Annotated in this window: 12 protein-coding genes and 1 pseudogene; 8 read left to right on the forward strand and 5 right to left on the reverse strand. The window is 67.9% G+C overall.

The window, feature by feature from the left end; all coding sequences use genetic code 11:
- Positions 1–154 precede the first annotated feature (154 nt).
- Genes ASC94_RS01740 through ASC94_RS01755 form a run of 4 tightly spaced genes read left to right on the forward strand, consistent with a single transcriptional unit; the run spans position 155 to position 3,878 of the window.
- Positions 155–1,165 (forward strand): zinc-binding alcohol dehydrogenase family protein, encoded by a 1,011-nt coding sequence (locus tag ASC94_RS01740; RefSeq protein WP_056392007.1) that lies wholly within the window; start codon positions 155–157, stop codon positions 1,163–1,165.
- A complete protein-coding gene (locus ASC94_RS01745) occupies positions 1,166–2,308 on the forward strand; it encodes a D-mannonate oxidoreductase (RefSeq protein WP_056389849.1) in 1,143 nt (380 codons plus the stop codon). It abuts the gene before it with no gap.
- Between the two features lie 5 nt (positions 2,309–2,313).
- Positions 2,314–3,183 (forward strand): amidohydrolase, encoded by an 870-nt coding sequence (locus ASC94_RS01750; RefSeq protein ID WP_200955525.1) that lies wholly within the window; start codon positions 2,314–2,316, stop codon positions 3,181–3,183.
- Positions 3,184–3,224: 41 nt separating this feature from the next.
- The gene (locus tag ASC94_RS01755; RefSeq protein ID WP_373888097.1) at positions 3,225–3,878 is read left to right on the forward strand and encodes a FadR/GntR family transcriptional regulator; all 654 of its coding nucleotides are present in this window, start codon (positions 3,225–3,227) and stop codon (positions 3,876–3,878) included.
- Positions 3,879–3,973: 95 nt separating this feature from the next.
- Here ASC94_RS01755 and ASC94_RS01760 read toward each other — a convergent pair whose 3' ends face one another.
- Entirely contained in the window at positions 3,974–6,124 is a 2,151-nt protein-coding gene (locus ASC94_RS01760; protein WP_056389860.1) for a hypothetical protein, read from the reverse strand.
- A 237-nt stretch (positions 6,125–6,361) separates the two neighbouring features.
- Between ASC94_RS01760 and ASC94_RS01765 the strand changes: the two genes are divergently transcribed.
- From ASC94_RS01765 to ASC94_RS01775, 3 genes are read left to right on the forward strand one after another with little or no spacing between them, the layout of a single operon-like run.
- Complete coding sequence (locus ASC94_RS01765; RefSeq protein ID WP_056392012.1) at positions 6,362–7,054, forward strand: methyltransferase; 693 nt, start codon at positions 6,362–6,364, stop codon at positions 7,052–7,054.
- A 5-nt stretch (positions 7,055–7,059) separates the two neighbouring features.
- Positions 7,060–8,319, forward strand: coding sequence for a sulfotransferase (locus ASC94_RS01770; protein ID WP_056389862.1), 1,260 nt, complete (start codon positions 7,060–7,062; stop codon positions 8,317–8,319).
- Positions 8,316–9,137: an arginase family protein gene (locus tag ASC94_RS01775; RefSeq protein WP_056389865.1), complete on the forward strand. Its 822-nt coding sequence runs from the start codon at positions 8,316–8,318 to the stop codon at positions 9,135–9,137. The genes ASC94_RS01770 and ASC94_RS01775 overlap by 4 nt, the downstream gene beginning before the upstream one ends.
- Here the strand turns inward: ASC94_RS01775 and cysC are convergent.
- The 4 genes and pseudogenes from cysC to ASC94_RS01790 form a co-directional block, all read right to left on the reverse strand.
- Positions 9,134–9,724: an adenylyl-sulfate kinase gene (cysC, locus tag ASC94_RS01780; protein ID WP_056389868.1), complete on the reverse strand. Its 591-nt coding sequence runs from the start codon at positions 9,722–9,724 to the stop codon at positions 9,134–9,136. The two genes, ASC94_RS01775 and cysC, sit on opposite strands and share 4 nt — an antisense overlap.
- Before the next feature lie 8 nt (positions 9,725–9,732).
- Positions 9,733–10,449 (reverse strand): glutathione S-transferase family protein, encoded by a 717-nt coding sequence (locus ASC94_RS33420; protein ID WP_082616204.1) that lies wholly within the window; start codon positions 10,447–10,449, stop codon positions 9,733–9,735.
- A pseudogene (locus tag ASC94_RS33425) lies at positions 10,435–10,860 on the reverse strand (SRPBCC domain-containing protein); the annotation flags it as partial. The gene ASC94_RS33420 and the pseudogene ASC94_RS33425, both read right to left, overlap by 15 nt.
- On the reverse strand, positions 10,847–11,203 hold the full coding sequence (locus tag ASC94_RS01790; protein WP_056389870.1) for a helix-turn-helix transcriptional regulator: 357 nt from the start codon (positions 11,201–11,203) through the stop codon (positions 10,847–10,849). The pseudogene ASC94_RS33425 and the gene ASC94_RS01790, both read right to left, overlap by 14 nt.
- A 344-nt stretch (positions 11,204–11,547) precedes the next feature.
- Here ASC94_RS01790 and ASC94_RS01795 point away from each other — a divergent pair, with 344 nt between their 5' ends.
- Positions 11,548–14,658 carry a di-heme oxidoredictase family protein gene (locus ASC94_RS01795; RefSeq protein ID WP_229417133.1) on the forward strand — a complete coding sequence of 1,037 codons (3,111 nt, stop codon included), beginning with the start codon at positions 11,548–11,550 and terminating at the stop codon, positions 14,656–14,658.
- Positions 14,659–14,677 lie beyond the last annotated feature (19 nt).

The following is a 14,677-nucleotide window of genomic DNA, read 5'->3' on the forward strand; positions in this document are numbered from 1 at the left end:
GAGTGTTTTTAATATATACCAAACTACCACCTGCTTGGGAAGAAAAATAGCAATCAATCAAAAACATAATTGGATCGCTAAATTTTCATATGGATGTTCGCAATATATCGGATACACTTGCAGCAAACTCAGTCTTCCGACGGGACATTCCATGATGAATACGGTTGTATGCCTGTCTCCAGGCGAACTGCGGCTGGAGCGGCGTCCGCTGCCCCAGGCCGCAGCCGGCGAAGTGCTGCTGCGCGTGCGCCGCATCGGCCTGTGCGGCACCGACATGCACATTTTCCGGGGCACCCAGCCTTTCCTGCAGTATCCCCGCGTCATGGGACACGAGCTGTCCGGCGAAGTGGTGAGTGCGCCCGAGGGCAGCGAACTCGCGCCGGGCGACCAGGTGTATGTGATGCCCTATCTCTCCTGCGGAAGCTGCATCGCCTGCCGCCAGGGCAAGACCAATTGCTGCACCAATATCCAGGTGCTGGGCGTGCACCGCGACGGCGGCATGGCCGAATATCTGGCCCTGCCCGAACGCTTCGTGTTCAAGACCGGCGGCATCTCGCTGGACGACGCAGCCATGCTGGAATTCCTGGCCATCGGCGCACATGCCGTGCGCCGTGGCGGCGTGCACGGCGGGCAGAACGTGCTGGTGGTCGGCGCCGGCCCGATCGGCATCGCCGCGGCCCTGTTCGCGAAGCTGCAAGGCGCCAGCGTGACGGTGCTGGACGCGCGCGAAGACCGCCTGGCCTTCTGCCGCACCGCGCTGGGCATCGCGCAGGCCGTGCGAGTGGACGAAAACGACAAGGCCCGCCTGGCGCAGCTCACCAACGGCGAGTTCTTCGACGTGGTGTTCGACGCCACCGGCAACGTCAAGGCCATGGAACGCGGCCTGGAATTCGTGGCCCACGGCGGCAGCTATGTGCTGGTGTCCATTGTGCTGGACCGGATTTCCTTCGCCGATCCCGAGTTCCACAAGCGTGAGACCACGCTGCTGGGGAGCCGCAACGCCACGGCCGAGGACTTCCGCGCAGTGCTGGATGCGATGAAATCTGGCCTGGTGCCCACAGGCCCGATGAACACGCACCGCACCACCCTGTCGGAATTCGTGGACGTGCTGCCGCAGTGGATGGACCCGGCGGCCGGCGTCATCAAAGCCATCGTCGAGGTATAAATGGGCAGCCCCATTCTCCAATTCGGAACCAGCCGTTTCCTGCAGGCGCACGTGGACCTGTTTATCCACCAGGCGCTGGAGCGGCAGCAGGCGCTGGGCCGCATCACGGTGGTGCAGACCACAGGCAGCGCCCGGAGCGCGCAGCGGGTGGCGGCGTTCAACGCGCCGGGCGGCTACCCGGTGCGCATTCGCGGCCGCGAGGATGGCGCAGTGGTCGAGCAGGAGCACCGCGTTACCGCCATCGAAGCGGCGCTGCACGCGGACCGGGACTGGTCCGCAGTGTGCGAACTGGCCGCCACCTCGGTGCGGGTGATCGTGTCGAACACGGGAGACCGGGGCTATGAACTGTCGGAGCAGGATGGCCCGGCGTTGCTGGACGAGGCCACGGCGCCGCGCAGCTTCCCCGCCAAGCTGCTGGTGCTGCTGTACCGGCGCTACCTGCGCGGCGGCGCGCCCATCACGCTCTATCCGTGCGAGCTGGTGGCCAACAACGGCACCGTACTGAAGGACGTGGTACGGAAGCTGGCGCTGGCGTGGCGGCTGGACGGCGGCTTCATCGTCTACCTGAGCATGGGCTGCGTGTGGGTCAATTCGCTGGTGGACCGCATCGTGTCGGAGGCCATCGAGCCGGCCGGCGCGGTGGCCGAGCCCTACGCCATCTGGGTGATCGAGTCGCAAAGGAAGCTGCTGCTGCCCTGCACCCATCCGCAAATCGTTATCACCGACGCGCTGGAGCCCTACGAACGGCGCAAGCTGTTCCTGCTCAACCTGGGCCACAGCTTCCTGGCCGAGTACTGGCAGCAGCGCAACCGCGCGAAGGACGAGACGGTGCTGCAGGCGATGTCCGACCCCAGGTTGCGCGCCGAGCTGGAAGCGCTGTGGGAAGAAGAAGTGTTGCCCGTCTTCGACGCGCTGGGAGAGGCCGAGGCAGCGCGCACCTACCTTGCCCAGGTGCGCGACCGCTTCTGCAACCCCTTCCTGGCGCACCGGCTGGCCGACATCGCCCAGAACCACGAGGAAAAGAAGCGCCGGCGCATGCTGCCCGTGGTCGCCTTGGCCAACGAGATGCAGCTGCCGCTGGCGCAGCCGCGCTTGCGGGCGGCGCTGAAACTGGCGGCCGCGCGCGCCGTGCAACCGGCATGAGCGCTATGAGTCATTCCGCCGGAGGCCATGCCGTGATGCGTGTCGACGCCCACCAGCATTTCTGGCGCCTGGCCGCGCGCGAAGGCGCATGGCCGCCGCCCGAGCTGGCCCCCATCTACCGCGATTTCTGTCCGGACGACCTGGCAGGCCTGCTGCAGCAGAGCGGCGTTGCCGCCACCGTGCTGGTGCAATCCATGCCCAACGAAGAGGACACCCGCTTCATGCTGGACCTGGCTGACCGCCACAGCTTCATTGCCGGCGTGGTGGGCTGGGTGGACCTGAAGGCGCCCGACGCCCCCGGCCGCATTGCCGCCATGGCCGCCCACCCCAAGCTGTGCGGCCTGCGGCCCATGCTGCAGGACCTGGACGACGGCTGGATAGACGACCCAGCGCTGGCGCCGTCCGTGGAGGCCATGCTGCGCCACGGCCTGCGCTTCGACGCGCTGGTGCTGCCGCGCCATCTGCAGCCGCTGCTGGCCTTCGCGCGCCGCTACCCCGCCCTGCCCATCGTGATCGACCACGTGGCCAAACCTGTGATGCACGGCGCCCCGGACGCGCAATGGCTCAACGACATGGATCGCCTGGCGGCCGAACCGCAGGTGGAATGCAAGCTGTCCGGCATGGTCACCGAGGCCGGTCCCGGCTGGACCGTGGCGCAGCTGGCGCCCTATGCACACCACGTGCTGCATACGTTCGGGCCGCAGCGCGTGATGTGGGGTAGCGACTGGCCCGTGCTGCGCCTGGCTGCCGACTACGCGGCGTGGCTTGCCGCCAGCGAGGCGCTGCTCGCCGGCCTGGACGCAGGACAGCGGGAGGCCGTATTCGGCCTGAACGCGCTGCGCTTCTACGGCATTGCGCAGGCGGGGGACGCATGAGCGCATCTCCATCGCTCGCACCGCGCCCCGCCGAGCCCCGCATGTACCGCGTGGTGGCCGAGCGCATACAAGAACTGATACGGCAACAGGGCATGGAAGCGGGTGCGCGCCTGCCGTCCGAGCGCGAGCTGGCGGCGTCGCTGCAGGTCAGCCGTGCTTCGCTGCGGGAAGGACTGATCGCGCTGGAGCTCGGCGGCGTGGTCGAGGTGCGCGGCGGCTCCGGCGTGTACGTGAGCAGCAGCGTGGCCGCCACGGCCGAGGTGCCGGAAGCGGGACCGGGCCCTTTCGAGGTGCTGGCCGCGCGCGGCGTGATCGAAACCGAGGTGGCGGCGCTGGCCGCGCGGAACGCCACCAGCGCGGGGCTGGACGCCATCCTGGCCGCCGTGCTGGAAATGGAGCGCAGCCACGAGGACCGGTCCAGCAACGAGCTGGCGGACCGCAACTTCCATCTGGCCATCGCGCACGCCACCGGCAATACCGCGCTGGCGGGTGTGATTGACTGCCTGTGGCGGCAGCGCGGCAGCCTGTGGCAGCGGCTGAAGGAGCACTACCGCACGGAGGAGCTGCGCAAGGCCACGCTGCTGGACCACCGCGCGATTCTCGAAGCCATCGCTGGGCGTGACGCCGCCGGCGCCCGCAAGGCCATGCGCGCCCACCTGGACCGTGTGACCCGTACCATGGCTGGTGGCGGCTGAGCCCGCCCAGCACAGGATGTTTCGCCGCCCTGACCAGCGCTGCCGCGCAGCGCGTCCGCCGCGCGCGGCGGCTTTGCCCCGGCGAATCGACTGGGTCAGGGCCTGCCGGCCACGATGCCCCTGCCCGCCGTGCTCATGTAGACCACACCAAAGGTGTTCATGTCGCCGGCCACGAACTTGCCGTTGCCCGGCCCGCCGTACTGGTGCGCGTTGTCGTTCACCCGGGTCCAGGACTGGCCGATATCGGTGGAACGGAACAGGCCGCGCACGCCGCCTACCGTGCCCCAGATGAACACGGTCGGATAGCCGACGCCCGGCGCTGCCTTGCCGAATCCGACTGCAGCGCAATAGCTGACATTGGCGAAGGTGCTGAATTGCCAGCCGGAGCTGGTGCTGCGGGCCAGCCCGCCGCCGTATAGCGGCACCCAGATATCGCCCTCGCGGCCGGGCGCGGCGCGTATCAGGTCGCCGCCGCCGGCCGGCAGCGTGTTGAACTTCCAGAACGTCGCGCCGCCGTCCGTGCTGATCATGAAGCTGCCATCGCTCGGGTTGTGCACGTAGAACTTGGCGGGGTTGACCGGGTCCGCCAGCAGGCGCGCGTTGTTCACGCCCAGGCCGTTGATCGCCGTCCAGCTGGTGCCCAGGTTGGTGGACCGGTAGCTCGTGGCGGAATTCTCCGGGCTATGCAGCAGCACGCTGCCGCTGGCCGACAGCGCAAGCTGGCCCTTGCCGCCGTTCAAGCTGGCGGCCGTCCAGCTGGTGCCGCCGTTGGTGGAGGTGTAGAGCCTGGTGCCCACCCGCGCCACCGTGCTGGTGCTGGCGTCCGCCACGGCCAGGCCGGTGGTGGTCCCCATGGCGGGCGCGTACATCGGATTGGTGTAGGTGGCGGTGTTGTAGTGCTGGAAGCCGTCCACGTCCCCCAGCGCGGACAGCAGCGGGCCGCCCGGAATGCTGTAGATATTCAGCGGCACCGTCTCTTCCAGGCCCTTGGCCTGGAAAGTCCAGGTGGTGGGCGCGGCGTCGATATCGCTGGTTTTGAAGATGCCGTTGCCCGAGGTGAGCCAGACCGACTTGCTGTTGAAGGGATCGAACACCGCCGTGCCGGCCCAGTGGATGCTGGCGTTGGCCGTCCAGCTCACGCCGCCGGTATCCCTGGCGAAGCCGCGCGCCACCACGTCGGTCCAGCTGGCGCCGCCGTTGGTGGAAAGGTAGACCCGGTCGCCGTAATTGCCTCCCTGCGGCGCATACAGGTTGATGGAAGAAGCCACCAGGCGCTGGGCATTGGCCGGGTCCACGCTGATGCCGCTGAAAGCGGCCGCCACGCCGGACGGAGTGACGTTGGTCCAGTTGCCGTTGGCGATGGTGTAGCGCCAGATCTGGCCGCTGTTCATCGGCTCGGTCCCGGACTGGTTGCCGTGCGGGCCGGCGCCATTGGCATAGGTGAGGTAGATATTGCCGGCGCCGTCGAAGGCGGCGCGCTGGGGCATCAGGCCGGGCGGGCTGCCGGGGACCGCGCTGAACGACGCCCCGGCGTTGTCGCTCCGGTACAGGTTGGCACCGGCGGAACCATAGCGCGACACGCCGACGAACAGGCGTTGCGCCACTCCGCCCGACACACTGGCCGGGTCGGCCATGACCAGGCTGATGCCGTTCTCGTTGGCGGTGGTGCTCACATTGAGCGACGTGAGCTGCGACCAGCTCGCGCCCGAATCGGTGCTCTTGAACAGCCCGTTCCAGCGGGTGCCGGCGTACAGCACATTGCTGGAACCCGGATCGACCACCAGGCGCTCGCCGTTCTGGCGGCCCATGCCGTTGCCGTGCGCCTTGAACTGGCCGCTCACATCGGTCACGGCGAACGTGGCGCCGTAGTTGCTCGAGCGCAGGATCGCGGTCTTGCCGCCGTTGTGGTAGCTGATGCCCGCCAACATATACACATTGGCCGCGTTCTTGGGATCGACCGCCAGCGATTCCACGCCCAGGTAGCCGGTCTGCTCGTCCGAGACCCAGTCCAGCAGCGGCACCCAGCGGCCATTCGCGTTGTCCCAGCGGTATGCGCCGCCGACGTCGGTGCGCGCGTAGATGACGCCCTGGGCCTTGCTGGGAATGACGGCCGAGACGAAGCCGCCCCCGCCCATGGCCACGTTATCCCAGGTGTAGGCGGCCGCGGGCGCCTGCAGCGCCGCCGCCACGCCCATGGCGGCAGCCCACGGCGCCAGCCTCGTCAACACCACGCTGATCCATTTCATTGCTTTGACTCCGGATGAATTGTTATGCAGGCTGAACATACACCAGCGCGGCGCGCCTGTGGCGGATCCGGGCCGCCCTTGGGCTAAATCATCCAGTGCGCTGGTGATTTTCGCAAGCGCCGACCGCCCCGCCTCGCATCTTGCAAGTGTTGGGCTTCCCGCACAGCGTGCAGTGCACGCTTGATTCAGCCAAACGGGCTGGGTAGTATGGTGCACGTCAAACCGCTGGAGTTCGCCATGGAATCCGCACAGCCTGTCAGCGAAAGCAAGGTCGACCGGTGGCAGCGCAGCCGGCAGAAAGCGTTCAAGGCGGTGCCGGACGAAGGCCGCACCATCACCTATCTGGGCAAGAAGTTCCACGTGTATCCGGAAACCTTCTGGCCCTTCCTCGACAGCCAGCCGCTGGTGCGCAACTTCCGCATCGTACCGGGGGAAAGCGTGCTCGACGTGGGCACCGGCTCGGGCGTGATCGCCGTGTTCGCGTGCTACGGCCAGGCGGGGCGCGTCCTGGCGCTGGACATCAACCCGGCGGCCGTGCGCAGCGCCAGCCGCAATGCGCACGAGCACGGCTTCGACGGCATCATGGAAGTGCGCCGCTCGGACCTGTTCGAGGCGGTGGGCGACGAGCAGTTCGACGTCATCACCGCCAATCTGCCCTTCCGCAACAAGACCGCGCCCGATGTGGTGGCGCGCTCGCAGTGGGACACCGACTTCCAGACCAACACCCGCTTTTTCCGCGAGGTTGGCAAGCACCTCAAGCCGGGCGGCCGCATCTACTTCTCGCATTCCAATTTCGGCGCCGTGGACGTGGTCGAGCGCCTGGCGGCGGAAGCGGGGTTCAGCGTCGAGCTGCTGGCAAGCAGCGTGCCCGGCGAGGCCGAGGAGCGCCAGTTCTACGCCTTCCTGTTCCAGCGCGCCAGCCCCGCCTAGCGGCAATGGACAGCCTGCACGCCAGCGTCAGCGCCCTGCGCGCCGTGCCCCATGCGCCCTGGCGCGCCAAGGTGCGCCGGGTGGCGGTGATACTCACCAGTTCACGCTCCGGTTCCACGCTGTTCAAGGCGGCGCTGGCGCGCCACCCGGATATCGCCGCGCTGGACGGCGAGGCCGAACCCTATCTGACGCTGAGCGGCAACGGTTTCGGCCAGGACCCGGCCTGCACCAGCGACGCCATCGCCCGGCTGCGCAATCCGGATGCGCTGGCCGACAACATCTTCGACGGCCTGTCCATCGCCACGCCGCACATCGCCCCGCTGGCCGAGCTGCAGCAGCGCTGGAGCAGGCGCCTGCTGCTGCAGTTCCCCACGATGCTCGCCACGCTGGATGCCTACGCGGCCCTGCAGTGCAGCCTGGCGGCGTCCCTGGGGCACGCCTGCGAACACGCCGCGCGCATGACGCAGCAGGAGCTGGCCCAGGCCGTACTGGGCGGGGTATTCGGCGCCGGCTCCTGGCGCCTGGACTACTACGACGGCGGCATCGGCCCCGGCGAGCGGCGCCCTTTCGACGAGGCGGTCAAGATCGAGGAACCGCCCTTCGTGCTGCCGGACCTGCGCCGGCGGCGCTTCACCGAAGCGGACGCCGGGGCCAGGCTGCTGCTGTTCAAGACGCCGTCGGACGCCTACCGTCCCGGCCTGTACCGGCAGCTGTTCCCCAACGCCGACGTGCGCCACATCCACCTCACGCGCGGCTACGCGCAGAGCGTGAACGGCCTGATGGACGGCTGGCTCTCCCCTACCGGCTTCTTCGCCCATGACATGGCCCGCGCCGGCGCGGAACTGGCCATCGCGGGCTATTCCGACTTGTGCGAATTCGGGCGGCGCTGGTGGAAGTTCGACCTGCCGCCCAACTGGGGCGACTATGCGGACGCCAGCCTGGAACTGGTGTGCCTGAACCAGTGGCTGTCGTGCCATCGACACATCCTGGAAAGCGGCGAGGCCGCGCACCGCGTGGCCTTCGAAGATTTCCTTGCCGCGCCCGCGGCCACGCTGGAGCGCGTGTGCGGCTGGCTGGACTTGCCGCCGCCGCAGTACCAGCCACACGGACCGGGCGCGCTGCCGGTCACCATGGCCACCGAGGCGCCGGCACCGGGCCGCTGGCGCAAGCGCCGCGCGCTGCTTGAGCCGCTGGCCCGCCTGCCGGCGGTGGCGCGCACCATGCGGGAGCTGGGCTACGGCGCCGAACCGGAGGCCTGGCTATGATACGGCGCCTGCTGGTGCCATACCTGATGGGGCAGCGGCGCGACGGCCTGCTCAACGTCGCGTCGCTGGACGACAAACCGTGGACCGTCATCAGCACGCCGGAAGCGGACGCCGTGGCCATCGCCGACAAGAACTTGCAGCTGCGCAGCATGGGGCGCATTTACGCCCTGCTGGCGCAGCAGGTGCGCGACGCGGCGGCGGGCGGCGAAATCCCGCTCAGTATTTCCGGCGATTGCGTGTCCTCGATGGGCATGCTGGCCGGCTTGCAGCAGGCCGGCCGCGAGCCGCAGCGCCTGCTCTGGCTGGACGCGCACGGCGACTTCCACACCTGGGCCACCACCCAGACGCAGTACCTGGGCGGCATGCCGCTGGCCATGCTGGTGGGCCGCCCGGACCGGCGCCAGGAACAGCGCGACAGCATCGCTGCCATGCGCGCCGCCGTGGGCGCCCGGCCCTACCCGGAACAGCGCATCGTGCTGTCCGACGCGCGCGACCTCGATCCCGGCGAAGACGAAGCCTTGCGCGCATCGGCCATCGTCCACTGCGGGCTTGACGAGGTGCTGGGGCACCTGTCGCCGAACGAAACCCTGTACGTGCATTTCGATACCGACGTGCTGGACGAGTCGCAGCGCATGCCGGCGCTGAAATACCATGTGCCGGGCGGCCCGGACCTGGAGCAGATGGCGGCCTTGTTCACCCACCTGCGCGGCTACCGCGTGGTTGCCGTGTCGGTCTCGTCCTGGCATGGGGAACAGGACGCCGGCGGCGCGGCGGCGCGCGCCTGCCTGGACCTGCTCAAGGTGCTGCTGCCCGGCTAGCGCGGCGGGGCAAGCACGCCACCCCCGCGCAGCCTGGCCAGCACCTGTTCGACGCAGTCCGCGATGCCGAGCCGGGACGTATCAAGCGACAGCTCCGGATGCAGGGGCGCCTCGTAGGGCGAGGAAATGGCCGTGAACTGCGCCACTTCACCGGCCCGCGCGCGGCGGTACAGGCCTTTCACGTCGCGCTGTTCGCACACCGCCAGCGGGCAATCGCAATGGACCTCGATGAAGTCCCCGGCAGGCAAGCGCGCGCGCACGCGGTCTCGGTCAGCATTGAAGGGGGAGATGAAGGCGGCCAGCACGATGATGCCGGCGTCCGCCAGCAGGCCGGCCGTTTCGCCGGCGCGGCGAATGTTCTCGCTGCGGTCCTGCGCCGAGAAACCCAGGTCCGAACACAAGCCCTGGCGCAGGTTGTCGCCATCGAGCACGTAGCTCTGGCAGCCTGCCTCGAACAGGCGCTCCTGCACGGCATGGGCCAGCGTGGTCTTGCCGGCGCCGGACAGGCCGGTGAACCAGACCACCGCGCCGCGGTGTCCGTTCCGTGTTTCGCGTTGCTGCCGGCCGATACCTTTGCTTGTATCCATGCCCTATTCTAGTCGCGATCGGGCGCGCCGAGTGGGAACAAGGGACGGAATTGTCGCGCTTCTTCCACGGCCCGCGCGAAGGACGGCCGTGCCAGCAGGCGCGCGCGGTAGGCGCGCAGCAGCGGGTAGTGTTCTGCAATCCTGTGGGTCCAGTCGGCGTAGAACAGGGATGGCGCGGCCGCGCAATCGGCCAGGGTGAACTCGGCTCCGCAGGCCCACGTTTTCCCGGCCAGGTGCCGCTCCAGCCAGGCGTAGGCGATGTCCAGCCTGGCGCTGGCGTGCGCCAGGGCCTCCGCCTTCTTCGTGGCGTTGCCGCTCAGCGCGCCGCCCACCGCGTGCTGCATCGGCGTCATGACGTGCAGGTCGAAGAAGCGGTCCATGAAGCGCACGTCGAGCGCGGCCTGCACATCGGACGGCAGCAGGCGCACAGGCCCCGGATGCGCCATCTGCAGGTATTCGATGATGATGCTGCTCTCAGCCACGTCGCGCCCGGCGTCCACCAGCAGCGGGAACTTGTGCAGCGGCCAGCGGCGCTGCCATTCCGCTGCGTGCTGCGGCGTATCCGGCCCGAGGCAGCGGAATTCGAACGGCGTGCCGTTCTCGTACAGCGCGGTCAGCACTTTCTGCGTGTAGGAGGAAAACGGATGGCCGTACAGCGCAAGCGGCGGCGCAGCCGCGCCAAGCGCCGCCTGGTGCGCTTCGAGGTATTGTTCCAGCTTCGCCATGTGCTGTTTGCCCCCCTCGACGGCGCCATACTTCTCCACCACCTCGTCGCGCGCGGCCTGGCTGTCGTAGAGCTGGCGCAGCGTGAGCAGCGTGCCGCCGTGCGCTTCCTCCAGCGTGATGGTGGCCTCGAACCGGACCCGCTGCCCGTCGCCATGGTCGTACACCAGGCGCGATGGCGGCGTGATCTCCTTGAATACCGAATGGTTCGGATAGCGCGTGCCGTCCGGCCCCACCATGTCGAACGTCCAGGCGCCGCCGACGCGCAAGTCCATGGCCACGTTTTCGTTGCGGAAGCCGTCCGGCCCCCACCACACATTCACGTGCTCGGGCAGCGTCATGGCCTTCCATACCAGTTCACGCGCAAACGGCAATTGCCGCTGCAGCACCAGTTCGCGTTCACTTGTCGCCATCGTCTCTTCCTTTCTGTTGTTGGAGTACGTGCAGATAATCTTCCAGCCGGTCCAGGCGGGCCACCCACACCTTGCGTTGTTCGTCGATCCAGCCGGAGGCCGTATTCAGGGGGGCTGGCTCCAGCCGGCACAGGCGCCACTGCGCACTTTTGCTGCGGCTGATCAGTTCCGCGCGTTCCAGCACTTTCAAGTGCTTGGTGACGGCAGGCAGCGACATGTCGAAGGGCTCGGCCAACTCGCCGACCGAGGCGGTGCCCCGGCATAGCCTCGCGAGCATGGCCCGCCGCGCCGGGTGCGCCAGGGCGGTGAAGACCGCGTCGAGCTGATTTTCGTATTTAACCATTTGGTTAATTTAGCACCGGCGGCATGCCCGGTCAATGAGCACAATTGAAAGGTGTATCGCTTGACACGGTCCAAGGCACAAGTTATGTTACCGAAAGTTTTAAAAGTTGCAGTTGGGGAATATTTTAGTTACTGAAAAGAGCACCATGCAAGCCGCCTCACCAGCGGCTTTTAATTAGTAAGTAAATATGATGGTTATCATTAATACTTGAAAATGTTTAATGGGGAGGTAGCATGTCTGAAGCGCCGTATCACAGAAAATTGTCCATCCAGGGGCTACCTCTCGCCCTTACTTTGCTGCTGGCCGCATGCGGCGGCGGCAGCGGCGACTCCGCCGGCACCAGCATGACAGCCAGCAAGCAAGGCGGCGGCGCATCGTTCCGCGGCCTGGCCACGGGCGCGGCGGCGCCGGAAGTGGAGCTGGCGCCGGCCGGCGCGACCGCCAGCTCGGCGGAGCGCGGCGACCTGGGCGCGGCGGCTGCCATCGACCGCAACGCCAGCACCCGCTGGGGCAGCGGTTTTTCGGACGACCAGTTCCTGACGCTGGACTTCGGCACCTCCGTGCCGATCAATCGCGTCCGCATCCAGTGGGAAAACGCGCACGCCACGCAATACTTGCTGCAAACCTCGGAAGACGGCAGCAACTGGACCACCATCAAGACGGTCGACGGCAGCGACGGCGGAACGGAAGACTGGACCGGCCTCACCGGCCAGGGCCGCTACCTGCGCATGCAGGGCGTGAAGCGCTCCACCAACTACGGCTATTCCATCTTCGAGATCCAGGCATTTTCCGGCGGCGCCGTGGTGCAGCCGGAACCGGACCCGCAGCCGCAGCCGGACCCTGGAACGATCGACACGTCTTTACCCGGCGTCGTCCTCAAACCGGTTGCGGCCACTTCCTCCGAACCTGAAAACGGCGGCCTGGCCGCACCGCTGGCGATCGACGGCAAAGCGAACACGCGCTGGGCCAGCAAGGCGGACAACGCCGCCTGGATCCAGTTCGATTTCGGCGCCAAGACCCGGGTCGGCTACATGAAGCTGGTGTGGGAGAACGCGTACGGCAAGCAGTACGCGCTGCAGGTGTCGGACGACGGCCAGACCTGGTCGCAGGCGCGCTATGTCGGCAACGGCCAGGGCGGGACCGAGGAGTTCTTCAACCTCGGCATCAGCGCGCGCTACGTCCGCCTGCAAGGCATTGCGCGCGCCACCAACTACGGCTACTCCCTGTTTGAAGTGGAGTTCAAATCGCCGGGCAGCGACAACACGCTGTTCACCTCGGCCACCTCGGCCCTGAGATTCCCCGCCGGCGGCACCGGCTGGCAGGCATTGCCATCCGCCGCCGAGCCGCTGGAAACCCTGCAGTTCACGCTGGCCGACGGCAGCCTGGTCACGCGCTTCGGCGCGCGCGGCCTGGCCCGCCACGGCCGCGAGCGCGGCGAGGAATGGAACGAGATCGGCTACGGCCCGAACGAGACGGTGGACCCGGTGACCGGCCTGCCGCTCGACAAGGGCCCCGGCAACTACCTCACCTTCGTGCCGCAGTACTTCAAGAACCGCACCTGGGGCGTGGAGGTGATCGACAACAGCCGCGTGGCCGGCGTCACCAAGCCGACCCTGATCGTGAACCAGTACACCACGGTGGACTTCCTGAAAGGCGGCGTGGCGTTCTTCCGTGCCATCGACCGGCCCGGCGTGACCGGCTATGGCTGGATGGCGCCCGGCCAGCTGGTGAACGACAACATCGACATCTGCAAGCCGGTCCCCTACCCGGCCAACAACCGCCTCACCAATGCCGACGGCATCAACGGCGGCTGCACCATCCAGGTGAAGAACTACCCGGGTATGGCCGCGCTGGACGCCAACGGTTTCCCCAACGGCCAGAACATCCCTGCCCGTCCGCTGGTGGTGGGCGATGTTATCGAGGTCTCGCCTTCCATGTTCAGCACCGCCGAATCGATGCAGGCCAAGGGCGACAACGGCGGCGTGCGCTACTACTCCGCCGAGTGGATCTACGTGGTCGGCACCGGCCTGCGGCCCTGGTACGGCGTGCAGCCGCGCCTGAACTCGGTGCCGCTGCCTGCCGAGACGCTGTCCGGCGGCGACGGTTCGGTGTCCTATAACTATTCGGACAACGGCCTGTTCATGTTCCAGCAGCCGCACAACAACATCGGCATGCAGAACGTGCAGCGCTTTGTGGAAGGCCGCCGCCTGGTGCACACCAGCTTCACCACCGGCGACCACAACGAACCGGGGAACGACCGCTACACGCCGGCCGTGGGCCTGCAGGGCCAGCGCTTCAACCAGTCGGCGTGTATCGCCTGCCACGTGAACAATGGCCGCAGCCCGGCGCCGATCGCCGCCAACCAGCTGCTCGACACCATGTCGGTGCGCGTGGCGGCCACCAACGCGGCCGGCCAGCAGGTGCCGCATCCGCTGTACGGCGCGGCGGTGCAGATGAACGCCATCTCGGCCAGCGGGGCACCGCAGAACTGGGGCACGGGCGTGCGTGTCGCGGGCTTCGAAACCCGCACCGCCAAGCTGGCGGACGGCACGGCGGTGGAACTGCGCAAGCCCGCGCTGGCGTTTGAAGGCGCGGTGCCGGAACTGTACTCGCTGCGCGCCGCACAGCCGATGATAGGCGCCGGCCTGCTGGAAGCCGTGCCGGAAGTGGACATCCTGTCGCGCGCCGGCAGCACACCGGACGCGGACGGCGTGAAGGGCGTGCCGAACTGGGTCTACGATCCGGAAACCGGCGCGGTGCGCCTGGGCCGTTTCGGCTGGAAGGCATCCAAGGCCACGCTGCGCCACCAGGCGGCCGCCGCGCTGCTGCAGGACATGGCGGTGACTTCGCCGGTCTACCCCAACCGCTCCTGCGCCACCGATCCCGCCAACTGCGCCACGGCGGCGCCGCAAAAGGGCATTACCGAAGCGGACCTGCAGTCGATAGCGCGCTACCTGGCGCTGGTGGCCGTGCCCGCGCAGCGCAGCATCCCCAGCGGCTTCCCGAAAGGCGTGGCGCCGCTGGACGAGCACCGCGTGGACGCGCAGCAGGTCAGCACCGGCTCCAGGCTGTTCCAGGCCATGCGCTGCTCCGCCTGCCACACGGTGGAAATGAAGACCGGCAGCGGCCACCTGTTTGCGGAACTGCGCAACCAGAAGATCCGTCCCTACACGGACCTGCTGCTGCACGACATGGGCGAAGGGCTGGCGGACAAGGTGGTGGAAGGCCAGGCCAAGGGCAATATGTGGCGCACCGCGCCGCTGTGGGGTATCGGCTACACGGACAAGGTGATGGGCAACGCCGCCAAGGTAGGCTACCTGCATGACGGCCGCGCACGCAACCTGACCGAAGCGGTGATGTGGCACGGCGGCGAAGCCAGCGCCGCCCGCCAGCGCTTTGAAGCGCTCGGCAAGAGCGACCGCGACGCCTTGCTGGCATTCCTGAAGTCGCTGTAACGCGGCGCCGGCGGGTCCG

This window comes from Massilia sp. Root418 (assembly GCF_001425265.1).
Classification (GTDB): domain Bacteria; phylum Pseudomonadota; class Gammaproteobacteria; order Burkholderiales; family Burkholderiaceae_D; genus Rugamonas.